The sequence below is a fragment of the Sphingomonas molluscorum genome, from assembly GCF_039522995.1.
GTDB classification, from domain to species: domain Bacteria; phylum Pseudomonadota; class Alphaproteobacteria; order Sphingomonadales; family Sphingomonadaceae; genus Sphingomonas; species Sphingomonas molluscorum.
Genome location: NZ_BAAAEL010000001.1, coordinates 575,559 through 597,671, shown reverse-complemented (window position 1 = coordinate 597,671; position 22,113 = coordinate 575,559). Strand labels below are relative to the sequence as shown.

The following is a 22,113-nucleotide window of genomic DNA, read 5'->3' as shown; positions in this document are numbered from 1 at the left end:
TGGAGTGAAGGGGAAAGAACGATGATGCTGGGACGGGCGCTGACGGGAATGGCATTGCTGCTGGCGGGTGCCAGCGCGGGATCGCTGGCGGGCGCCAGGCCGCAGCAGGCGGCACCTGCCGCTCCCCAGGCGCGCTACAGCTACAGCCAGGTGATGGTGCCGATGCGCGACGGCACCCGTCTGCAGACGGTGATCCGCCGGCCGCTCGACAAGCAGGGTCCGCTGCCGATCCTGCTCCAGCGCTCGCCCTATGGCGTGCCGCCTGCCAGCGCGGTCGGCCGGGAGCGCAGCCTCGAGTTCATGGAGCCGGACGGCTACATCCTCGTCCACCAGAACATGCGCGGCCGCTTCGAAAGCGAAGGCAGCTTCACCATGTCGATGGCGCTCCAGCCGCAGGGGGCGACGGGCGTGGACGAGGCGACCGACGCCTATGATACGATCGACTGGCTGGTGAAGAACGTGCCTGCCAACAACGGGCGCGTCGGCATGATGGGCGTGTCCTACCCCGGTTATGCGGCCGCCGTCGCACTCGCCCGTCCGCATCCGGCGCTCAAGGCCGTCAGCCCCCAGGCGGCGTGGAACGACTGGTGGATCAACGACGACCTGCATCGCTACGGCGCGATGCGGCTCTCCTATGCGACCGACTGGCTCTACCCGCTCCAGAACAACAAGCAGGGCGAGAGCTTCGAAACCGGCGCCTATGACAGCTACGAATGGTTCCTGAAGCTCGGACCGATCGAGAACCTCGACAAGCGCCACTTCAAGGGCAGCGTGCCGCAGCTGACGCAGATGATCGAGCACCCGGATTACGACAGCTTCTGGAAGGGCCAGCACTGGACCGACCGGCTGGGCCGCTCGACCGTGCCGACGCTGCATGTGGCCGGCTTCTGGGATCAGGAGGACCCGCTCGGCAGCTGGAAGATCTATGAAAAGATGGAGGCCGATGATCCGGCCAACAACAACATGATCGTGGGCGGCCCCTGGGCGCACGGCAGCTGGCGCCAGGCCGGAAGCGACATGGGCCATTTCCCGATCCCTGGCACCAGCGGCACCGACTTCCGCCGCGACATCGAGGCACCGTTCTTCCGCTACTGGCTGCACGGCAAGGGACCGAAGCCGGGATTCGAGGCGAAGATGTTCCAGTCGGGCAGCTGGACGTGGAAGAGCTATCGCAAATGGCCCGCGCCCGGCACAACCGCGACCGCACTCTACCTGCGCGCAGACGGCTCGCTGTCGTTCGAGGGCGCGGGAGACGCCGGCCAGTGCCGCGAGTTCGTGTCCGATCCTGCCAACCCGGTGCCGTTCCGCGAGCGGCCGATTTCGCCCACCTATCCGTCGCTGGAATGGCGGTGGTGGGAGGCGGCCGACCAGCGCTTCGTTGAGAACCGGCCGGATGTGCTGAGCTGGACCAGTGCGCCGCTCGACCGCGACCTGACGGTCACCGGCGAAGTCGCGGCGACGCTGATGGCCTCCACCTCCGGCACCGACAGCGACATGGTCGTCAAGCTGATCGACGTCTATCCCGACGATGCCGAGCCTACGCCGTCGCCGGCCGAGATGGGCAACTACGGCAAGTCGCTCAACGGCTATCGCCTGCCGATCGCGATGGAGGTGCGGCGCGGGCGCTGGCTCGACGACTGGTCGAAAGCCAAGCCGCTGGTCCCAAACCAGGTGCGCGCCTGGGACGTGCCGCTGCGCAACCATGATCATGTGTTCAAGGCGGGCCACCGCATCATGGTGCAGGTGCAGTCGAGCTGGTTCCCGGTGATCGACCGCAACCCGCAGAAGTTCGTGCCCAACATCTACAAGGCGAAGCCGGAAGACTTCGTGAAGGCGACGCAGCGGGTGTGCACCGGCAGCAAGGTGACGTTGCCCGTCATGCGCTGAGGCGGCGATCGGGCGCTATTTCCTTGCGAGTGGATCGCAACAGGAAATAGCGCCGCGTCCCGGCGTTGCTCCTTTTCCAGGGAGGAGCGCCCGATGCAGTTCAGGATCAACGGCCAGACTTATACGGCGGAGGTGGACGTGCGCACCTCGCTGCTCGACCTTGCGCGCGAGCATCTGGGGCTGACCGGCAGCAAGAAGGGCTGCGACCACGGCCAGTGCGGCGCCTGCACGATGCTGGTCAACGGACGTCGCATCAACAGCTGCCTGACGCTGGCGGTGATGCACCAGGACGACGAGATCACGACGATCGAGGGTCTGGGTGCCCCCGGCGCCTTGAACCCCATGCAGGTGGCGTTCGTGAAGCACGACGGCTTCCAGTGCGGCTATTGCACGCCGGGCCAGATCTGCTCGGCGACGGGCATGCTGGACGAGGTCGCAAAGGGCTGGCCGAGCCATGTCACCGCCGACCTGGATTCGGTGGAGTTCACCGACGCGGAGATCCAGGAGCGGATGAGCGGCAATCTGTGCCGCTGTTCGGCCTACCCCAACATCGTCGAGGCGATCCGCGAGGCCGCCGAGGGCCAGCGGCTGGCGGAGGCGGCGGAATGAAGCCGTTCCAATATGCGCGGGCGACCACGCCCGAGGACGCGGCACGCGCCGGTGCGGCGGAAGGCACGAAGTTCATCGCGGGCGGCACCAACCTGCTCGATCTGATGAAGCTGCAGGTGGAGACGCCCGAGCAGATCGTCGACATCAGCCGCCTCGACCTCAGCCAGGTGGAGGAGACGGAGGACGGCGGCCTGCGCATCGGGGCGCTCGTGCCCAACGCCGATCTCGCCGCTCACCCGCTGGTGCGGCAGCGGTACGAGGCCCTTTCGCGCGCTCTGCTGGCCGGGGCGTCGGGGCAGCTGCGCAACAAGGCATCGACCGGGGGCAATCTGCTCCAGCGGACGCGTTGCTATTACTTCTACGAGACCGGCGACGCCTGCAACAAGCGGACGCCGGGTAGCGGCTGTGCGGCGCGCGACGGCTTCAACCGCATCCACGCCGTGCTGGGTGCGTCCGAGGCGTGCATCGCGACGCATCCGTCGGACATGGCGGTTGCGATGCGCTTGCTGGACGCGACGGTCGCGACCCAGTTGCCGGACGGGGATCGCCGCCGCCTGTCGATCGGCGACTTCTACCGCCTGCCCGGCGACACGCCGCACATCGAGAACGTGCTCCGCCCGGGCGAGCTCATCACCCATATCGAACTGCCGGCCCCGCCGCCGGGGCGGCAGCTCTATCGCAAGGTACGCGACCGGGCTTCCTATGCCTTTGCGCTGGTGTCGGTGGCGGCGGCCATCGCGGTCGAGGACGGACGCATCGCCTCCGCCAAACTCGCCTTTGGCGGGCTTGCGCACATGCCGTGGCGGGACGGCGCCGTGGAGGAAGTGCTGGTGGGCCACGCGCCTTCCGACGCGCTGTTTGCGACCGCGGCCGACACGCTGCTGCGCGAGGCGCGCGGCTATGGCCACAACGACTTCAAGATCCCGCTCGCGCGACGCGTCCTGATCGCGACCCTCAAGGAGCTCACCGCATGAGCGACAGCACCACGCTCAAGATGGACGTGCCCGTCCCCGCCAGCCTGCTCGATGTCGGCACGCAGGGGCTGATCGGCCGACCGCTCGACCGCATCGATGGGCCGCTGAAGGTCGCCGGGCGCGCGACCTATTCGGCGGAATATGCACTCCCGGACCTGGCGTACGGTTATCTGGTGCAGGCGAAAGCCGGACGCGCCCGCGTCACCGGCATTGACACGGCCGAGGCGCTGGCGATGCCGGGGGTGCTCGATGTGGTGGTCGACCTCGACACGTTCATCCGCAATCCGCAGCAGGGCGGCTCCAACAAGGCGCCGACGCAGGGTGTCGAGGAGATCCACTATTTCGGCCAGGTGGTCGCGATCGTCGTCGCGGAGACCTTCGAACAGGCGCGGGATGCCGCCGCCCGCGTGCACGTGGCCGTGGAGGACAAGCCGGGGCTGTTCGAATTCGACAGTCGCCTGCACGAGGCGCACAAGCCCAAGGGCGGATCGACCGAGCCGCATGTCGCGACCGGTGATCCGGACAAGGCGCTGGCCGAGGCGCCGGTGGTGCTCGATGTCGTCTGGACCACGCCCAGCCAGAACAGCGCCGCGATGGAGCCGCATGCCTCGACGGCGGTGTGGGAAGACGACGCGCTGACGGTCTATGGCTCCTACCAGATGCCCGCCTCCGACAAGCAGCAGCTTGCACGGGCCCTGGGAATGAAGCCGAAGAAGGTGCGCATCATCTCCGCCTATGTGGGCGGCGGCTTCGGCTCCAAGCTCGGCATCGCCCCCGAGGTGGTCGCAGCGGCGCTTGCGGCGCGCAAGCTCGGGCGGCCGGTGAAGACGGTGATGAGCCGCCAGCAGGTGTTCGACGCCACGGTCCGTCGTTCCAACACGCACCAGCGGATACGGCTCGGCGCCGGCGCGGACGGGCGATTGACGACGGTCGTGCACGAGACCGTGTCGAGCAACATCGAAGGCGAGGAATATTTCGAGCCCGCCGGTGTCTCGACCCACTTCCTCTACGCCGGTGAGAACCGCCGGATCACCCACGACCTGTTGCCGATGGACTGGCTGTTGTCGGGATCGATGCGCGCGCCCGGAGAGGCGGCAGGGATGCTCGCGCTCGAAGCCGCCATGGACGAGCTTGCGGAAAAGCTGGGCATGGACCCGGTCGAGCTGCGCAAGATCAACGATCCCGAGCAGGATCCGCTCAAGGGCGTTCCCTTCTCCACCCGCCAGCTGACGCGCTGCCTGGACGAGGGTGCTGCGGCGTTCGGCTGGAAGGATCGCAATCCGAGGCCGGGTGCAAGGCGCGAGGGCGAATGGCTGGTCGGCCACGGCATGGCCGCGTCCGCGCGTTCCAACCAGTTGCAGGAGTCGCAGGCGCGGGTCTCCATCGGAGCAGACGGCCGCGCGACGGTCGAAACCGACATGACCGACATCGGTACCGGCACCTACACCATCCTTGCGCAGATCACCGGCGAGCTGCTGGGGCTCAGGCCCGAGTGGATCGACGTGCGGCTGGGGGACACGGACACGCCGCCGGGTGCGGGTTCGGGCGGTTCCTGGGGCGCCAGCAGCAGCGGATCGTCCGTCTATCTCGCGTGCGAGGCGCTCCGCGCAAAGATCGCCGCGGCCATGGGCTGCACCGAGGAGGAACTCACGCTCAAGGACGGGCGCGCGATCGCGCAGAACCGCAGCGTTCCGCTTTCCTCGCTGGTGGGCGAGGGGCTCTCTGCCGAGGGCACCATCAAGCCGGGCAAGCTGGAGGAAGAGCGGCGCCAGGCCTCCTACGGCGCGCACTTCTGCGAGGTGCGGGTGAACGCCGTCACCGGCGAGGTGCGCGTGAAGCGCTTCGTCTCGACCTTTGCCGCCGGGCGGATCCTGAACGAAAAGACCGCGCGGTCGCAGTGCATCGGCGGCATCGTCTTCGGCATCGGTGCGGCGCTGACGGAAGAAGTGGTGCACGATCCGCGCTCGGGACGGGTCGTGAACCACGACCTTGCCGAATATCACGTGCCGGTGAATGCCGACATCCCGCACATCGAGGTGCATTTCCTTCCCGAGCGCGACCAGTTCGCCAACCCGCTCCAGTCGAAGGGGTTGGGCGAGCTCGGCATCTCGGGCGCGGGCGCGGCCGTCGCCAATGCGATCTACAACGCGACCGGTGTGCGGATCCGTGACTATCCGCTGACGCTCGACAAGCTGCTGCCCGGACTGCCGGCCGTATGAGCCGCAACGGTTGCTGCGGGGCTGCGGATCTGCGAGCGGGCGCCGATGGCCGATAACGACAGTGTCCTTTCCGCCGCGCGCGCCTGGCAGGGCGAGCCGCTCGCCATCGCCACGGTGATCTCGACCTGGGGATCGGCGCCGCGCCCGCGCGGGAGCCATATGCTGGTCCACGCCGATGGGCGGTTCGAAGGCTCGGTGTCGGGCGGTTGCGTGGAGAGCGATATCCTCGCCACCGCCGCCGAGGTGATCGCGGGCGCTCCGTTCCAGCGCAAGCGCTACGGCGTCGCCGATGCGGCCGCCTGGGAAGTCGGACTGCCCTGCGGCGGCGAGATCGAGGTGATCGTCCAGCCGGTCTCCGCCACGGGCTTTGACCCCGAACTGTTCGACCGCATCGCCGAGGCGCGTGCCGACGGCCAGGCGCTGACGGTCGAGACGGATCTGGAGACGGGCCATAGTACGCTCCGCGACGAAGGCTCGGCCGAAGTCTTCCGCAACCGCTATGATCCGCCGCGGCGGCTGCTGATCGTCGGGGCGGTGCAGATCGCCCAGTCGCTCGCGGCGCTCGCCACGACGCTGGGGATCGCGACGGTGGTGATCGATCCGCGGGCGCGCTTTCTCACCGAAGAGCGCTTCCCCGGGGTGGTGCTCGACGATCGCTGGCCGGACGAGGCGATCGAGGCGCTGCGCCCCGACCCGGCAACCGCGGTGGTCACGCTCAGCCATGACATCAAGATCGACGATCCCGCACTGATCGCCGCCCTTGCGAGCCCCGCGGCCTATGTCGGCGCGCTGGGATCGAAGCGCAGCCATGCCGCGCGGCTGGAGCGGCTCGCCGCGGCCGGCGTGTCCGCCGATGCGCTGGCGCGGATCGACGGCCCGGTCGGGCTCTCGATCGGTGCGATCGGGCCTGCGGAGATCGCGCTGTCGATCGCCGCGGCGATGGTCCAGGCCTTCCATGCTCCGCGCTGAAGACACTGCGCTGGTACTGCTCGCCGCTGGCCGCTCGCGCCGGTTCGGCGACGTGGACAAGCTCACCGAGCCCTTCCTCGACCAGCCGCTCGCCTATCACGTGGTGACGGCGCTGGACGCGGTGCCGTTTCGCTGCCGGATCGCCGTGGTCTGCCAGACCAGCCTGGACTTCGCATCGCGTGGCTACACCGTGGTCGAGAACCCGGACGCCGAGGACGGCCAGGCCGGATCGCTCCGGCTGGGCGTGCAGGCAGCGATCGAGCAGGGAGCGTCCGCGGTGCTGATCGCGCTTGCCGACATGCCGCGGGTGACTGCCACGCACATCTATCGGCTCCTTGACTATGCGGAGGGGCCGGATGCCGTGATCGCGTCCAGCAACGGCGTTCACCCGACGCCTCCGGCGCTGTTCGCAGCCGATCATTTCCCCGATCTGCTGCGTTGCTGCGGGGACGAGGGCGCCCGCGCCCTGGTGCGTGGCGGGCACCATGTGATCACGCGCGCGGACGAGTTGATCGACATCGACACGCCCGAGGACCTGGCGGCGTTGCGCGCCGCTTATGAGGTCAAGACGGTCATTCGTGCCGGAGCGCGTCGATCGGATTGAGCCCCGCGGCACGCCGCGCCGGGAAATAGCCGAACACCACGCCGATCAGCGCTGCGATCGCAAAGGCGATGAGGTTGATCTGCGGTTCGAACAGAAAGGGGACCTGCATCACCGGGGCGAGGGCGAGCACCGCCAGCTGCGCGATCACCAGCCCGACGACACCCCCCAGGCAGGACAGCGCGATCGCCTCCACCAGGAACTGCATCAGCACCTCGCGCGCGACCGCACCGATTGCCAGGCGGATGCCGATCTCCCGCGTGCGCTCGGTCACGGAAACCAGCATGATGTTCATGATGCCGATTCCGCCCACCACCAGGCTGATCGCGGCGACGGCGGTGACGATGCCGGTCAGGAGGGTCGTCGTGCCGGTCAGCGTGGCGGAGATCTGCGCGGTGTCGAAGATGTTGAAGTCATCCTCCTTGCCGCCGCTGATGTTCCGGCGCTCGCGCAGCAGGTCGCTGATCGATGCCTGCACCGTGCTGCTCTCATAGGCGGCATCGACGCCCACCAGCAGCAGCCGGATGTCGCGGCTGCCGGTGAAGCGGCGCTGCACCGTCTTGATCGGCATGATGACCACGTCGTCCTGGTCGCCGCCGAAGCCTGCCTGGCCGCGCGTCGAAAGCGTCCCGATCACGTCGCACGAGACATTGCCGATGCGGAACCGGTGGCCGACCGCTTCGCCGCCCCGGAACAGGTTCTGCCGAACCGTGTTGCCGATGATGCAGACTGCCTTGCCCGCCTGTTCCTCGGCCGGCTGGAAGGTCCGGCCGGACGTGAGCGGCCAGGGCTGCACACGGAAATAGTCGTTGGTGGTGCCGTTGATCGTGGTCGACCAGTTGGCACCGTTGTAGATCGCCGTGGCGGTCGACTGCGCCTGGGGCGCAACCGCGTTGACGCCCGCGACCTGCTCGCGGATCGCCTCGACGTCCGCTTCCTTGAAGTCGGGCGGGCGAGGGCCGCCGCCGCCGCGTCCGAAGCCCTGGCCCGGGCGGATCTGAAGGATGTTGGTGCCGAGTGCCGCGATCTGGGACTGCACGGCCGAGGTAGTCGCCTTGCCTAGCGTCACCATGGTGACCACCGCAGCGACGCCGATGATGATGCCCAGCGTCGTCAGGAACGAGCGCAGCTTGTGCCGCAGGATCGATCGGACCGCGAGCAGGATGGTGGTACCCAGCATCAGTCGACCGTCTCGCCCTGGTGATGATTATGGTCGACGCGCTCGACCAGCCCGTCCTTGAAGTGGATGACGGTGCGTGCGAACGCGGCCATGTCCGGTTCGTGCGTGACCATCAGGACGGTGATGCCGCTCTGTGCGTTCAGCTCGCTGAGCAGCTTCATGATCTCGACGGATCGTTCGGAATCGAGATTGCCGGTCGGCTCGTCGGCAAGCAGCACGTCGGGCTGCGTCACGATCGCCCGGGCGATGGCGACGCGCTGCTGCTGGCCGCCCGAAAGCTCGGCCGGGGTGTGGTCCCACCATTGCTCGAGCCCGACCTTGGCCAGCGCCGCCATCGCCGCCTCACGACGCTGGGCCTTGGCGTCGCCGCGGTAGAGCAGGGGCAGCTCGACATTCTCCAGCGCGCTGGTGCGGGCGAGCAGGTTGAACCCCTGAAACACGAAGCCGAAATAGCGGCGCCGCAACAGCGCCCGCTCGTCGTTCCCGAGGGTCTCGACATGATGCCCGCGGAACTCGAACGTTCCACTCGAGGGGACGTCCAGACAGCCGAGGATGTTCATGGTGGTCGATTTGCCCGAGCCGGAAGGCCCCATCACCGCCACGAAGTCGCCGGCGGCGATGTCGAGGTCGACGCCCTTCAGCGCCTGGAACTGGGTCGCCCCCTCACCATAGAACTTGGTGATGTTGCGCAGGCGGATGATCGGCGCGGCGGCGTCACTGGCCACGCTGGCCTCCCCCGCCGCCGGTCCCGCGCTGCCCGCGCGACTGGCCGCCGTCTGCCGGCGCGGTCTGCCCGGCCGCCAGCTGGCCGGTGATGACCTTCATGCCCGGTCGCAGGCCGCCGCCCACCACTTCGGTAACCTGGCCGTTGGTGTTGCCCGTGGAGATCTGCACCGGCTGCGGCTTTCCGTCCTCGCCCAGGATGTAGACGGTTTGCTGACCGCTCTTGGGGCGCGTCGCGCTCTTTTCCGCGCCGCTGCTGCGCCGCCGCGGTCCCGGCAGGAGCGCGCCGGTGATGCCACCGCTGCCGCCGCCGCTGCCCGCCGCGGCGGTATCGGCTGCCGGCGTGAAGCGGAGCGCGGCGTTCGGCACCAGCAGCACCTGGGGGCGCTCGACCGTGACGATCTCGGCCGTCGCGGTCATGCCGGGACGCAGCCGCAGCTCCGGGTTCTCGACACTCAGCGTCGCCGCATAGGACACGACCTGGCCAGTGGTGCTGGTCGTCGTGGTGGAGGAGGATGAGGTCGAGCTGGCCGTCAGGTTCGAACCCAGGTCGACCCGGGTGATGCGCGCCGGGAAGGTGGCGCCCGGGAAGGCGTCGACCGTGAAGTCCGCGCGCTGGCCCTCCTTCACCTGGCCCACGTCCGCCTCGTCGATCGCGACCTCGAGCTTCATCGAGGAGAGGTCCTCGGCAATCACGAACAGGGTGGGGGTATTGAACGACGAGGCGACCGTCTGCCCCGGCTCGATCTGGCGGGCGAGTACCACGCCGTTCACAGGCGAGCGGATGACGGCGCGAGTGCGCTCGGTCTGGTTCGAGTTGAGCTGCGCGCGAGCGGAGACGACATTGGCCTCGGCCGCACGCACGGCGGCGACCGCGCGTGCCGCCGCGGCGCGTGCCGTTTCCAACTCCGTCTTCGCCGGAACCCGTCCGCCGGAAAGTCGGCTTACCTCTTCCAACCGGGCCAGCTGCGCCCGCGACTCCTGCTGGGTCGCCTTGGCCGTGGCCACGTCTGCCAGCCGGGCATTCAGCGCCGCCTGGCTCTGCCGGATCGAGTCGTCGAGCCGTTCGGGGTCGATCAGGGCGAGCGGCTGGCCTGCCGTCACGCGATCGTTGACGTCCACCGCCACCTCCGTGATCAGGCCCGAGAGTTCGGAACCGACCTCCACCTGGTTGGTGGGGGCGAGCTTGCCCGTGGCGGAGACGGTCACGGTCAATGCGCCCCGGTTTACCGGTTCGGTCGCATAGGACACGCCGTCTGCACCGCGGAAGCAGCGCGACAGTGCGAAGATCAGCAGCAGCAGGACGACCGCGACGACGACCCACTTCAGTCGCTGCCGCCAGCGGGGCACCGGCTTGGCACCCAGGAAGTCGTTGAGTTCGGTGGAGGTGGGGTCGGCCATCAGCGATCCTGCGGGGTCTGTTCGGGCGGGGCGACGGCGGGGAAGCTGCCGGTGATGCGGGGAGTGTCACGGGTGTCGCCGCTGGGAATGCCGGCGGCCTCCCAGCCGCCCCCCAGGGCGGTGAAGAGCTGGACAAGCGCGCTCGCTTGGTCGGCCTGCGCCTGGACGAGGCCGTTGCTCGCCGAAAGCAGCGAGGCTTCGGCCTGGTTCAAGGTCGTGAAGTCGGTCAGGCCCGCACGATATTGGCTGCGCGAGAGGATCGCGCTGTTGCGCGAAGCGTCCAGCGCCACCGCGAGTTCCCGGGCGCGGCGCTGCGCCGCGTCGAGCGCGACGATGGCGTTCTCCACGTCCTCCAGCGCCGTCAATACCGCCGAGCGATAGGTGAGCAGCGCGCCCTCGGCTGCCGCTTCCTGCGAACGGACCTGCGACCGCAGCCGCCCGCCGTTGAAGATCGTCTGGGTGAGCCCCGCGAAGAGGCCGCCGCTGATCACGTCGGTAAGATCGCTGAGGCTGGTGGCGTTGGTATCGATGCTGCCGCTGATCGCGAGCGCGGGATAGAGCTGTGCCCGCGCCACGCCGATCTGCGCCGTCGCGGCCGCCAGGCTGCGCTCCGCTGCCAGCACGTCGGGACGCTGCCGGAGCGTGTCGGCGGGAATGCCCACGCCGATCGGCGTCGCGGCGATCGGGATCGGGCGCGTGGCCGCCATCGCCTCCTTGAGCGCGCCGGGCGCGCGACCCGTCAGCACGGCAAGGCGGGAGACCGCCGAGTTGTAGTTCGCCTCGATCGTGGGGATGGTGGCCGCGGTCTGCGCCCGCTGGGCCCGCGCGGTCTCCTCGTCGAGCGAGGAGACGAGTCCTGCCTGTACGCGGAAGCCGGCGATCTCCAGATTGTCGTCCTGAAGCGCCAGCGAACTGCGGGCGTTGGCAAGCTGTGCCTGGGCAAGCCGGGCGGTGACGTAGTTGCGGGCGATCTCGGCCTGTTGGGCGATCAGCACCGTCGCATAGTCGAAGCGGCTCGCCTCTTCGCTCGCGCGGCTGGCCTCGATCGTGCGGCCGACTCCGCCGAACAGGTCGGCCTGATAGCTGGCGTCTGCGCCCAGCGTGAAGCTGCCGCCGGTGCCACGACTGATGTTGGTGACGGTGCCGTCGGGAAGCGTGACCGCGGCATTTCCGCCGCGCACGTTGAAGTTGCGCGAATAGCCGGCAGATCCCGACAGGCTGGGCAGGAGGCTGGCGCGGGACTGCAGCAGGGATTCGCGTGCCTGCCGCAAGCGGATCACCGCCTGGGCCACGTCGAGGTTGGTGGTCGCTGTTTCCGCTACGAGTTGGCCCAGCAAGGGGTCATTGAAGCGTTCCCACCAGCGCGCGAGATCCTCACGCCGGTTCTGGTCCGCTGCGACGGAGTAGCGATCGGGGACACCGAGCTCCGCGGAGGAAGCGGGCCGGTAATCCGGGCCCATCGCGCAGGCGGACAGGACGGCGGGAGCGGCGAGGAGAACGGAAAGACGCCGGATCGACATGGGCGCGACAAGAGCCGCGTATGGCGGCTTCGTCCACTGTTTTCTTGTCGCGAATTGTAACGTCGATCCGGCTGTCGATCATGTGGAAGCCCCTGACGGGACGCCGGAGCGCTTGCCGGAAGCGCCCCGGTGGCCGCTCAGCGGGTTTCGTTGCTGGTGTTGAAGCCGGCTGCCTTCGGCTCGCCGATCTCCTGCTCGCCGGCGAGCGCATGGTCGACATCGTCCTCCAGCGTCTCGAGGTGCATCAGCCGCTTCACGAACGGCGACACCAGCAGCACGGCCACGCCGATGCCGATCGTCCACCATCCGATGGTGTCGTAGACGGCGAGCGTGCCTTCCTTGGTCATCACGCCGCCTTCGCCGCCGGTCGCCTCGCCGATCTTGCCGGCGACGAACTGGCCGACCGCCGTCATATAGAACCAGGCGCCCATGATCAGGCTGGCCAGCGTCTTGGGCGAAAGCCGGTTCATGGCCGACAGGCCGACCGGCGACAGGCAGAGCTCACCCGAAGTCTGGAACAGATAAACCAGGAACACGAACAGCACCGGCGTCGCGACGCCCGGGCCGACCGAATTGGCGCCCCAGACGAATACCAGGAAGGCGAAGCCCACCTGCAGCAGGGCCAGGCCGAACTTGGCGGGGGTCGACGGTTCGAGCCCGCGCTTGCCCAGCCACACCCACAGCCAGGCGAAGATCGGTCCCAGCAGCACGATGTAGAGGGGGTTGATCGACTGGAAGATCGATGCCGGCACGCCACCGCGATCGACATAGCGGTCGGTGTAGAGGTTGAGCGAACCGCCCGCCTGCTCGAACAGGCCCCAGAACACCGGGTTGAGCGCGATCAGGAACAGGATCACCCACAGCCGGTGCCGTGCCTCGCGGTCCACGCGGAACGACTGGAAGAGAACATAGCCCAGCAGCGCGAAGCCGCTGACGGCGAGCAGTACCTCGATCACGTCGCGGTACTGGATCAGCGCCCAGGCGACGGCAATCGAGGCGAGGCCGAGGCCATAGAGCAGATGCTCGAAGCGGATGCCGCCGACCTTGCGCGCCAGGGCCGCAGGATCGGGGGACTCGCCATGGCCCAGCAGCAGCGGCTTGAACCCGACGAAGACGATCAGGCCCAGCAGCATGCCGACACCGGCGGCGCCGAAGCCGTAGCTCCAGCCATAGGTCTCACCCAGCCAGCCGGCCAGGATCGTGCCCAGCGTCGCGCCGGTGTTAATGCCGATGTAGAAGATCGTGTAGGCGCCGTCGCGGCGCACGTCGGTGCGCGGATAGAGCTGGCCGACGATCACCGAGATGTTTGCCTTGAGGAAGCCGGTGCCGACGATGATGAAGGCGAGCGCCAGCCAGAAGACGTTGATGGCGGCGCCGCTGTTGCCGCCGCCGTCGCCTTCGAAGCCCATCATCGTGTGGCCGATCGTCAGCAGGATCGCGCCGAACAGCACGGCCTTGCGCTGGCCGAGATACCGGTCGGCGAGATAGCCGCCCAGCACCGGGGTGACGTACACCAGGCTGTTGTAGGCGCCGTAGATCAGATTGGCTTCGCCGTCGCTGAACAGCCAGTGCTTGGTGAGGTAGAACACCAACAGCGCGCGCATGCCGTAGTAGGAGAAACGCTCCCACATCTCGGCGAAGAACAGGACGTACAGGCCCTTGGGATGGCCTGCGAACTCGGGCTTGCTGCTCATCGCGATGGACGCGCCACCGGCGAGCAGTACCAACAGAAAGGCAACGGCGATTGCCGGGATGACAGCCACTAGATTCCCCTTTGAAGCCATGGCGGCGCCGCGGTTTCCCCGGGCACCTGGCGTGCATGGCGCGCGAGACTAGCGGAGAATCGCGTCGTGCCAAGCAGTTGTTGCCCGCGCGCCATGCCGCTAGGTCCGCTGCATGACCTTCAACGACCGCACCACGCCGCTCTCGCTGCTCGCCACGCGCCGCTCGGGCAAGCCGCGCGAGATGGTCGCTCCCGGCCCCACGCCCGAGCAAATCGACGCGATGCTCGCGCTTGCCGCGCGCACGCCGGACCATGGCAAGCTGGCTCCCTGGCGCTTCGTCGTGGTGCCCGACGAGCGGCGCGCGGCGTTCAACGCGATGCTGGCCGATGCCTATCGCACGGAAAAGCCCGACGCCGGCCGGCTGGAGCTGGATGCGATGACGGGCTTCGGCGTGCCGGCCCCAGCCTTGGTGGTGGTACTGTCCTCGCCCCGCCCGGACAGCCACATCCCGCTGTGGGAGCAGCAGATGTCGGCCGGGGCCGCTGCCATGAACCTGCTGCACGCCGCCCATGCCATGGGCTTCGTCGCAAGCTGGATCACCGGCTGGCCGAGCATGTCGCCGATCGTGCGCGACGCCTTCGGCAGCGATCCGGAACGGGTCGTCGGCTTCGTGTTCATCGGCACGGCAGGCAAGCCCCTGGAGGAGCGGCCGCGGCCGGACCTCTCCGCGGTGGTCACCCGATGGGACGGCTGAGGGGTGGACGCATTGCTCGGTTGCTGTATTAAGGCAGCATGGCAGTGATCGAGAGCGACGACAGCCCCGTCTACCTGAAACTCCGCGCGATCGTGGCTGCCGCCATCCTGCGCGGCGAATATCGGGCAGGGGACCAGCTCCCCTCTGTCCGCGCCTTTGCCGCGGAGCAGGGCGCGAACCCGCTGACGGTCGCCAAGGCGTATCAGACCTTCCAGGACGACGGGTACGTCGAGGTGCGGCGCGGAGTCGGCATGTTCGTGCTGCCCGGTGCCGCCGAACGGCTGCGGCTCGCCGAGCGCGAACGTTTCCTGGCAGCCACCTGGCCGCGGGTGCGCGAGAACATCGCATTGCTCGGCCTGGATCTGCACGACCTGCTCGAGCACGCCTGACGCCTCGTCGGGAACCGCGCACGACTCGGCGACGTTCTCCCCTGTTGATAAAGGGGAAAGATCATGCGGCAGAGCAGCAGTTTCGTGCCCGGCGCGACCGGGTATCGGGTCGCGTACCGGCTATCAGAGACGAACCATTGCCCGGGATGCGGGCAGAGCCACTGGTTCGTCGGCCGCATGTCGGCCGAGTGCGCGTTCTGCCATACCGCCTTGCCGATCAGCGGCGTGCACAGCCTCGGCAACGGAGTGACCCGCACGTCTCCCCGACCGCCGCTCCTGGCGGCCTGACGACTGGCGCGATCGGCTCTTGTCCGCAGGGAGCCCGCAGGATAGCGGCGGTCCCGTGCCGTCGCCTGCCGCCCTGCCGATCCCACGCTGCCTGCCGTACGGCCCCAATGCGGTGGCCGAGGCAGCGCAGCGCATCGCCGATGGACAGTGCGTCGCCGTTCCCACGGAGACGGTGTACGGCCTCGCAGCGGACGCCACGAATGCCGAGGCCGTTGCGTCCATCTATGCCGCCAAGGGGCGCCCCAGCTTCAACCCGCTGATCGTTCACCTGCCCGATCGCACCGCGGCAGAGGCGTTGGCCCATTTCGATGCGTACGCCGGGCGGCTGGCGGACGCTTTCTGGCCGGGGCCACTGACCCTCGTCCTGCCGCTTCGGGAGGATTCGGGGATCGCCTCGCTGGTGACGGCCGGTCTTTCGAGCATCGCCATCCGGGTGCCGGCGCACCGCGCGATGCAGGCGTTGCTTGCCGCGACGGGCAGGCCGCTCGCGGCGCCGTCGGCCAACGCCAGCGGCGGCATCAGCCCGACCCGGGCGGAGCATGTGGTGGCGAGCCTGAACGGGCGTATCCCGCTGGTGCTCGATGACGGCCCGACTGAACGCGGCCTGGAGTCGACGATCCTCGCCTGCACCGATGGTACCGTGCGTCTCCTGCGTCCGGGGCCGATCACGGCCGAGCAGGTCTCCGCGGTCACGGGAGCCATGCCCGGCCGGGCCGGAAGTGGGATCGAGGCGCCGGGACAACTCGCCAGCCACTATGCCCCCGGAAAGCCGGTGCGGCTCGATGCCACCGCTGCGGAAGCCGACGAGTGGCTGATCGGCTTCGGACCCGTCGCGGGCGACGACACGCTGTCGGGCGCGGGCGATCTCACCGAAGCGGCGGCGCGCCTGTTCGACTGCCTGCACCGCGCCGATGCAGCACCGAAGGCGCGGATCGCCGTCGCCCCCGTGCCGCGCGAGGGGCTGGGCGCCGCGATCAACGACCGCCTGGCGCGCGCAGCCGTCTGAGCCGGCGCGGGGATCTCCCCGCGCCGTCCACGAAGGTCAGGCTGCGGTGGGCGCCGCTGCCTTGGAACGTGCCGCGAAGCTCTTGCGCAGCTTCTGGAGCTTGGGCGGAATCACCGCCATGCAATAGGGATTCCGCTGGCCTTCGCCTTCCCAATATTCCTGGTGATACCCCTCGGCCGGATACCATTCGCCCAGCGGTTCGATCGTGGTGACGATCTTGCCGCCGGTCTCACCGGCGCGCTCGATGCCGGCACGCGCGCGCGCCTCCTGGTCGGCGTCGTGCGGGAAGATCGCAGAGCGGTACTGCGTCCCGATATCGTTGCCCTGGCGGTTCAGCTGCGTCGGGTCATGCGTCGCAAAGAAGATGTCGAGCATCTCGTCATAGCTGATCTGGTCCGCGTCATAGGAGATGCGGATCGCCTCGGCATGGCCGGTGTCGCCGCCGCACACCTGCTTGTAGGTCGGGTTCGGCACGGTGCCGCCGATGTACCCGCTCTCGACCGACTCCACGCCGATCACGTCGCGGAACACCGCCTCGGTGCACCAGAAACAGCCGCCCGCAAAGGTCGCGACTTCGGTAGCCATCAAACATCTCCTGACAAATCCGCGAGCGCGCGCGGAGGGAATTGGATCGAAAGCGGTGCTTCCGACCGCAGCCCCGCACGCGTTCGTCGCCTAGAGATAGGAAGGCGCTCGCCCGGCACAATCACCACTGCTAGGCGGTGCGACCAAAGCAAAGGGGATTGTGCATGCGCGAAGGGTCGATCCTGGTGACGGGCGGGGCAGGGTACATCGGCAGCCATGCCGTGCTGGCCCTGCTGGACGCCGGCTGGCGCGTGGTGGTGGTGGACAATCTCGTGACCGGGTTCGCCTGGGCGGTGGATCCGCGCGCGACGCTGGTCCAGGCGGCGATCGAGGATGAGGATGCCGTGCGTGCCGCCATGCGCGCGCATGATGTCCTCGCGGTCATGCACTTCGCGGGATCGGTGGTGGTGCCGGAATCCGTCGCGGATCCGCTCAAATACTATCGCAACAACACCGCCGCGAGCCGCTCGCTGATCGAAAGCGCGGTTGCCTGCGGGGTGAAGCACTTCATCTTTTCGTCGACCGCCGCGACCTATGGCATTCCAGACCAGGTGCCGATCCGCGAAGACTCGCCCAAGGCGCCGATCAATCCCTATGGCATGTCCAAGCTGATGACCGAGATCATGCTGAAGGACGTCGCCGCCGCCCACCCGATCAACTATTGCGCACTGCGCTATTTCAACGTCGCGGGCGCGGACCCGCAGGGGCGCTCGGGCCAGTCCACCGCAGGCGCGACGCACCTGATCAAGGTGGCGGTGGAGGCCGCGACGGGCAAGCGCAGCCACGTGTCCGTGTTCGGCACCGACTTCGCGACCGACGACGGGACCGGGGTGCGCGACTATATTCACGTGTCGGACCTGGCGGCGGCGCACGTCCATGCGCTCGACCTGCTGATCGCGGAGCCGGACGAAAGCCGCACGCTCAATTGCGGTTATGGCCGCGGCTATTCGGTGAACCAGGTCCTCGACGCCGTCGACCGGGTGACCAACCTGAAGATCGAGCGCCGCATGGAAGGGCGCCGACCGGGGGACCCCGATGCGCTGGTCGCCGACAACCGGGCAATCCTCGCCGCGCTGCCGTGGCGACCGCAGCATGACGACCTGGACCGCATCGTCGCCGATGCGCTCGCCTGGGAACGCGCCTTAGCCGAGCGGGCTGAGGGCTGATCCGCGGCGGGCGGTGCGGGCGAGCAGCGCCAGCTCCACCCGCCACCAGCCGAGCGCCCACAGCGCGCCGAAGATCCAGCCGGCGAGCACGTCGCTCGGCCAATGCACGCCCAGGTACACTCGGCTGACACCGATCAGTGCCACGATCGTCATCGTGGCGGCGATGACGAACAGCCGTACGCGGGCCTGCCGGATCATCGGAAACAGCAGCGTCGCGACCGTCAGATAGACGATGGCGCTGTTCGCACTGTGGCCGGACGGGAAGCTGGCCGAGGTCTCGCGCATTAGATGCTCGACCAGGTCCGGCCGGGCGCGTTCGAACAGCTGCTTGAGCAGCGACACCATGGTGCCCCCGCCGATCGTCGCCGCCAGCGTCAGCGCCGCAGTCCGCCAGAGGCGGCGGAGCAGCAGCAGGATCGTCGCAAGCGTCACCACCAGGGTAAGCACCGTTCCGCTGCCAAGCGCCGTGATGTCGCGCGCGATCGACGGCAGCTTGGCGGGGCCGATCGGCACGTCCGGATGGCCCGGCACGCGCATTGCCAGGATCAGCGTCTGATCGAACGCCAGCGCGTCGCCGCGTGCGATCACCGAAGCGAGGAACAGCAATCCAAGCAGGGCGACCGCAACGAGCACGCCCGCGATCAGCGGCCATGGCCGGCGTCCGGATGCACGCGTCTCGTGGCCCAGGGGCAGGAGAGAGGGAGCCATGGCCTGCGTGTCGCAGCCTACACGCGCCGAGGCAATCGGGGCGGGGGAGAAAGCCGGTCTCGGCGGGGATACGCGGCGGCGCTTGCGGGGAAGTGGTGGGCTCGCCGGGATTCGAACCCGGGACCTACAGATTAAAAGTCCGTTGCTCTACCGACTGAGCTACGAGCCCTCACCATTCCGTCGTTGCGAACGCACCGGTGTCTCGATCCGGCGCGTGGGAAACGCCCGACGACGCGGTACGTGCCGCGCGCCCTACGGAGCCGGAGCCGCCGGGTCAACCGCCCGGACGCGTCGCAGTCTCTGCGCGAGCTGGCGAATACGGAGCCCGCTCATCGGGTCGCGCCAGTCGGGCACGAGTTGCGCGAGAGGGGTGAGCACGAAATCACGGCTTCGGAATGCCGGATGCGGAACGATGAGGCCGCGGCTCGCCCAGGGGCCCCCCGACCAGAGCACCAGGTCGAGGTCGAGCACCCGCGTTCCCCAGCGCCGCCCGCGCCGCCTCCCGAAGCTGCGCTCGATCCCCTTGCACCGCGCCAGCATCTCGGGCGGGGAAAGCGGGCTTTCGACCAGCGCGACCGTGTTGGCGTAGCGCCGCAGCGAGGGGCCGAGCGGTGCGCTGCGGATCACCGGCGCGACGGCGACCACGCCGCCCAGCGCCTCCAGCGCGGCCGCTACCTCACGTTCCGGGCTGCCGTGACGGCCACGGCGATTGGACCCGATCGCGATCGCATAGCTTGCCCTTGCCATGCCCTCGCGCCTACCGCAGCCCCATGTCTGCTGCCAGTCCGCTTCGCGCCACCGAACCCCCTCATGATTGCCCGCACTGCCCCCGCCTGGTGGCTTTTCGCGAATCGCTGCGGCAGGAGTACCCGGACTGGTGGAACGCGCCGGTGCCTGCGTTCGGTGATCCGGATGCCTGGCTCGGAGTCATTGGCCTCGCACCGGGCAAGCATGGTGCCAACCGCACCGGTCGGCCCTTCACCGGAGATTATGCTGGGGCGCTGCTCTACGACACGCTCGCCAAGTTCGGCCTGTCGGAAGGGGTGTTCGACGCCCGGCCCGACGACGGGCTGGAGTTGAAGGGCGTGATGCTCGTCAACGCGGTGCGCTGCCTGCCGCCGGAGAATAAGCCCACGCCGGAGGAGATCCGTACCTGCCGCCCGTTCCTTGAGGCGCCGATCGCCGCGCTGCCGCGCGTGCGCGTGTTCGTGGCGCTTGGCCAGATCGCGCACCAGTCGGCGGTGAAGGCGCTCGGCGGCAAGCTGCCCAAGGCCAAGTTCGGCCACCTCGCCGAGCACCGCATGCCGGACGGCCGGATCCTGATCGATAGCTATCACTGCTCGCGCTACAACCAGAACACCGGCCGGTTGACCCAGCCGATGTTCGAGGCGGTGTTCGAGCGGGCGCTGCAGCTGCGCGACGCGGTCGCCGCCTGACGCAGCGGCGTCAGATGTCCTGCGTTAGTCGACCGTAGAGTTCCGGTCGGCGATCGCGGAAGAAGCCGAAGGCGGCGCGGTGGCGCGCCACGCGATCGAGGTCCAGCGTGGCGGTGATGACGCCCTCTTCCTCGCGGTCCAGCTCAGCCAGGATGTCGCCGCGCTCGTCGCAGATGAAGCTGGTGCCATAGAAGGTCTGGTCATGCTCGGTGCCGACGCGGTTGGCGGCGATCACGGGCACGACGTTGGACACGGCGTGGCCCACCATCGCGCGACGCCATAGCCGGGCGGTGTCGAGGCTGGTGTCGTGCGGCTCGCTGCCGATCGCGGTGGGGTAGAAGAGCAGCTGCGCGCCCATCAGCATCATCGCGCGCGCGGTTTCGGGATACCATTGGTCCCAGCAGACGCCGACGCCGATCTTGGCGGCGGGGCCGTCCCACACCTTGAACCCGGTGTTGCCGGGGCGGAAGTAGAACTTCTCCTCGTATCCCGGGCCGTCGGGAATGTGGCTCTTGCGATAGACGCCCTGGACCTTGCCGTCGGGGCCGATCATCGCGAGCGAGTTGTAATAGTGCGGGCCGTCCGCCTCGAAGAAGCTGGTCGGGATGTGGACCTTGAGCTCGGCGGCGAGCGCCTGCATCGCCAGCACCGCCTTGTGCTCATCGACGGGCTTCGCGCTGGCGAACAGCCCCTCGTCCTCGACGCGGCAGAAATACTCGCCCTCGAACAGTTCCGGGGGCAGGATCACCTGCGCACCCTTCGCATGCGCCTCCCGCACGAGGCGAGTGACGTTGGCGATGTTCGCATCGATGTCGTTGGAAAAGGCGAGCTGCAGCGCGGCGACGGTGATTTCGGTCATGCCGCGCTATGTAGTCGAACTGGCTCGCGTTGCCAGAGGCGGATACGGGCGCGGCGACGGACCGCCGCGCCCGAATGCGATCAGCGGCTCGGGATCTGCTGGCTGATGCAGTGGAAGCTGCCGCCGCCCGTCAGGATGTGGTCGGCGCGCAGGCCCACCACCTTGCGATCCGGGAAGATCGCCGAGAGAGCCGCCACCGCCGCGTCGTCGCTCGGCTGGCCATAGACCGGCACCACCACGGCGGCGTTGCCGATATAGAAGTTCATGTAGCTGGCCGGGATCACCTCGTCCTCGGACTCGACGCGGCCGGGGGAGGGGATGCGGACGAGCTCGACGCCCGCCGCCCGCGCGCGTTCGGCCGCCTCCCGGTAGACATCGGCATTCGGATCGTCCTCGGCCGGTTCCGGGATCGCCAGGCGGTTCGGGCCGACGAAGCGGGCCAGGTTGTCGACATGGCCGTCGGTATGGTCGTTGAGCAGCCCGTCGCCCAGCCACAGGAAGCGGGTGTAGCCCAGGTCGGCCCGCAGCAGCGCCTCCGCCTTGTCGCGGGTGAAGTCCTCGCCGTTGCGGTTCGGGTTCAGCAGGCACTGCTCGGTGGTGACGACCAGGCCCGTGCCGTCGCCGTCGATGGCGCCGCCCTCGATGATCCAGTCGTGGGTCTCGGCCGCGATCCCGCGCTGCCGGGCGAGGCCGGCGCCGACGCTGTTGTCGCCCGGCAGGTCGTACTTGCCGCCCCAGCCGTTGAAGGCGAAGTCGTGGGCCTTGCCGTCGCCGTCCAGGATCGCGCCGGTGTCGCGCAGCCAGATGTCGCCGAACGGCTCCACCACCACCTCGGCGGCATCGCCCACCATCGCCCGCGCGGCGGCGGCGGCTTCCGCATCCGCTGCGACCAGCAGCACGCGCTCGCCGGCGCCATCCGCATGGACGGCACGCGCGAAGGCGGCGACTTCCTCACGGGCGGGTTCGAGGTCTTCGAGCCAGAGTTCGGGATGGCTGGGGAAGCCGATCCAGACGGCGTCGTGGCGGGCCCATTCGGCGGGAGGAGGCGTAGTCATGGTCGCGTCCTTAGCGGGGGGTGCAGGAGCGGAAAAGGGCTGGCGGCGGTGTTCGGCGAG

At 68.7% G+C, this 22,113-nt stretch carries 22 protein-coding genes and 1 tRNA gene; 12 read left to right on the top strand and 11 right to left on the bottom strand.

Translation table 11 applies throughout. The features are described 5' to 3' along the window. The first annotated feature begins 21 nt into the window (after nt 1–21). From ABDZ92_RS02995 to ABDZ92_RS02970, 6 genes are all read left to right on the top strand, one after another. On the top strand, nt 22–1,887 hold the full coding sequence (locus ABDZ92_RS02995) for a CocE/NonD family hydrolase (RefSeq protein ID WP_241211700.1): 1,866 nt from the start codon (nt 22–24) through the stop codon (nt 1,885–1,887). 93 nt (nt 1,888–1,980) lie between these two features. Further along, the gene (locus tag ABDZ92_RS02990) at nt 1,981–2,496 is read left to right on the top strand and encodes a 2Fe-2S iron-sulfur cluster-binding protein (RefSeq protein ID WP_125959144.1); all 516 of its coding nucleotides are present in this window, start codon (nt 1,981–1,983) and stop codon (nt 2,494–2,496) included. After that, nucleotides 2,493–3,470 carry an FAD binding domain-containing protein gene (locus ABDZ92_RS02985; protein WP_125959143.1) on the top strand — a complete coding sequence of 326 codons (978 nt, stop codon included), beginning with the start codon at nt 2,493–2,495 and terminating at the stop codon, nt 3,468–3,470. Before ABDZ92_RS02990 ends, ABDZ92_RS02985 begins: the two co-directional genes overlap by 4 nt. Continuing rightward, the gene (locus ABDZ92_RS02980) at nt 3,467–5,689 is read left to right on the top strand and encodes a xanthine dehydrogenase family protein molybdopterin-binding subunit (protein WP_125959142.1); all 2,223 of its coding nucleotides are present in this window, start codon (nt 3,467–3,469) and stop codon (nt 5,687–5,689) included. Before ABDZ92_RS02985 ends, ABDZ92_RS02980 begins: the two co-directional genes overlap by 4 nt. A gap of 45 nt (nt 5,690–5,734) precedes the next feature. Continuing rightward, the gene (locus ABDZ92_RS02975; protein ID WP_125959141.1) at nt 5,735–6,658 is read left to right on the top strand and encodes an XdhC family protein; all 924 of its coding nucleotides are present in this window, start codon (nt 5,735–5,737) and stop codon (nt 6,656–6,658) included. Next, entirely contained in the window at nt 6,645–7,262 is a 618-nt protein-coding gene (locus tag ABDZ92_RS02970) for a nucleotidyltransferase family protein (protein ID WP_125959140.1), read from the top strand. The genes ABDZ92_RS02975 and ABDZ92_RS02970 overlap by 14 nt, the downstream gene beginning before the upstream one ends. Here the strand turns inward: ABDZ92_RS02970 and ABDZ92_RS02965 are convergent. The 5 genes from ABDZ92_RS02965 to ABDZ92_RS02945 all read right to left on the bottom strand — a co-directional run bounded on the left by ABDZ92_RS02965 (nt 7,231) and on the right by ABDZ92_RS02945 (nt 13,867). Next, nucleotides 7,231–8,439, bottom strand: coding sequence for an ABC transporter permease (locus ABDZ92_RS02965; protein WP_125959139.1), 1,209 nt, complete (start codon nt 8,437–8,439; stop codon nt 7,231–7,233). The two genes, ABDZ92_RS02970 and ABDZ92_RS02965, sit on opposite strands and share 32 nt — an antisense overlap. Further along, the gene (locus tag ABDZ92_RS02960; protein WP_125959138.1) at nt 8,439–9,164 is read right to left on the bottom strand and encodes an ABC transporter ATP-binding protein; all 726 of its coding nucleotides are present in this window, start codon (nt 9,162–9,164) and stop codon (nt 8,439–8,441) included. Before ABDZ92_RS02960 ends, ABDZ92_RS02965 begins: the two co-directional genes overlap by 1 nt. After that, nucleotides 9,154–10,563 (bottom strand): efflux RND transporter periplasmic adaptor subunit, encoded by a 1,410-nt coding sequence (locus tag ABDZ92_RS02955; protein ID WP_125959137.1) that lies wholly within the window; start codon nt 10,561–10,563, stop codon nt 9,154–9,156. Before ABDZ92_RS02955 ends, ABDZ92_RS02960 begins: the two co-directional genes overlap by 11 nt. Then, nucleotides 10,563–12,083 (bottom strand): efflux transporter outer membrane subunit, encoded by a 1,521-nt coding sequence (locus ABDZ92_RS02950; RefSeq protein WP_125959136.1) that lies wholly within the window; start codon nt 12,081–12,083, stop codon nt 10,563–10,565. Before ABDZ92_RS02950 ends, ABDZ92_RS02955 begins: the two co-directional genes overlap by 1 nt. 137 nt (nt 12,084–12,220) lie before the next feature. Continuing rightward, on the bottom strand, nt 12,221–13,867 hold the full coding sequence (locus ABDZ92_RS02945) for a peptide MFS transporter (RefSeq protein ID WP_125959135.1): 1,647 nt from the start codon (nt 13,865–13,867) through the stop codon (nt 12,221–12,223). A 112-nt stretch (nt 13,868–13,979) separates the two neighbouring features. Here ABDZ92_RS02945 and ABDZ92_RS02940 point away from each other — a divergent pair, with 112 nt between their 5' ends. The 4 genes from ABDZ92_RS02940 to ABDZ92_RS02925 all read left to right on the top strand — a co-directional run bounded on the left by ABDZ92_RS02940 (nt 13,980) and on the right by ABDZ92_RS02925 (nt 16,244). Next, the gene (locus tag ABDZ92_RS02940; protein ID WP_125959134.1) at nt 13,980–14,561 is read left to right on the top strand and encodes a nitroreductase family protein; all 582 of its coding nucleotides are present in this window, start codon (nt 13,980–13,982) and stop codon (nt 14,559–14,561) included. Nucleotides 14,562–14,599: 38 nt separating this feature from the next. Continuing rightward, entirely contained in the window at nt 14,600–14,950 is a 351-nt protein-coding gene (locus ABDZ92_RS02935; RefSeq protein ID WP_125959133.1) for a GntR family transcriptional regulator, read from the top strand. A 63-nt stretch (nt 14,951–15,013) separates the two neighbouring features. After that, entirely contained in the window at nt 15,014–15,238 is a 225-nt protein-coding gene (locus ABDZ92_RS02930; RefSeq protein WP_125959132.1) for a hypothetical protein, read from the top strand. Nucleotides 15,239–15,293: 55 nt separating this feature from the next. Continuing rightward, nucleotides 15,294–16,244 carry an L-threonylcarbamoyladenylate synthase gene (locus ABDZ92_RS02925; RefSeq protein ID WP_241211699.1) on the top strand — a complete coding sequence of 317 codons (951 nt, stop codon included), beginning with the start codon at nt 15,294–15,296 and terminating at the stop codon, nt 16,242–16,244. Nucleotides 16,245–16,280: 36 nt separating this feature from the next. Here the strand turns inward: ABDZ92_RS02925 and msrA are convergent, their stop codons facing one another. Further along, nucleotides 16,281–16,829 (bottom strand): peptide-methionine (S)-S-oxide reductase MsrA, encoded by a 549-nt coding sequence (gene msrA / locus ABDZ92_RS02920; protein ID WP_125959131.1) that lies wholly within the window; start codon nt 16,827–16,829, stop codon nt 16,281–16,283. Between the two features lie 164 nt (nt 16,830–16,993). Between msrA and galE the strand changes: the two genes are divergently transcribed. Beyond that, nucleotides 16,994–17,995, top strand: coding sequence for a UDP-glucose 4-epimerase GalE (galE, locus tag ABDZ92_RS02915; RefSeq protein ID WP_125959130.1), 1,002 nt, complete (start codon nt 16,994–16,996; stop codon nt 17,993–17,995). On the opposite strand, the gene ABDZ92_RS02910 is transcribed toward galE, so the two are convergent. From ABDZ92_RS02910 to folK, 3 genes are all read right to left on the bottom strand, one after another. After that, nucleotides 17,972–18,703 carry a phosphatase PAP2 family protein gene (locus tag ABDZ92_RS02910; protein ID WP_125959129.1) on the bottom strand — a complete coding sequence of 244 codons (732 nt, stop codon included), beginning with the start codon at nt 18,701–18,703 and terminating at the stop codon, nt 17,972–17,974. The genes galE and ABDZ92_RS02910 overlap by 24 nt on opposite strands. A 93-nt stretch (nt 18,704–18,796) precedes the next feature. Further along, a tRNA-Lys gene (locus ABDZ92_RS02905) sits at nt 18,797–18,872 on the bottom strand. An 83-nt stretch (nt 18,873–18,955) separates the two neighbouring features. Then, on the bottom strand, nt 18,956–19,450 hold the full coding sequence (folK, locus tag ABDZ92_RS02900) for a 2-amino-4-hydroxy-6-hydroxymethyldihydropteridine diphosphokinase (RefSeq protein ID WP_125959128.1): 495 nt from the start codon (nt 19,448–19,450) through the stop codon (nt 18,956–18,958). A 23-nt stretch (nt 19,451–19,473) separates the two neighbouring features. Between folK and ABDZ92_RS02895 the strand changes: the two genes are divergently transcribed. Then, entirely contained in the window at nt 19,474–20,139 is a 666-nt protein-coding gene (locus tag ABDZ92_RS02895) for a uracil-DNA glycosylase (RefSeq protein ID WP_125959127.1), read from the top strand. A gap of 10 nt (nt 20,140–20,149) precedes the next feature. Here ABDZ92_RS02895 and aguB read toward each other — a convergent pair whose 3' ends face one another. Together aguB and ABDZ92_RS02885 are read right to left on the bottom strand one after the other, a co-directional pair. Further along, nucleotides 20,150–20,998, bottom strand: coding sequence for an N-carbamoylputrescine amidase (aguB, locus tag ABDZ92_RS02890; protein ID WP_125959126.1), 849 nt, complete (start codon nt 20,996–20,998; stop codon nt 20,150–20,152). Nucleotides 20,999–21,078: 80 nt separating this feature from the next. Next, entirely contained in the window at nt 21,079–22,053 is a 975-nt protein-coding gene (locus ABDZ92_RS02885) for an agmatine deiminase family protein (RefSeq protein WP_125959125.1), read from the bottom strand. Nucleotides 22,054–22,113: the final 60 nt, after the last annotated feature.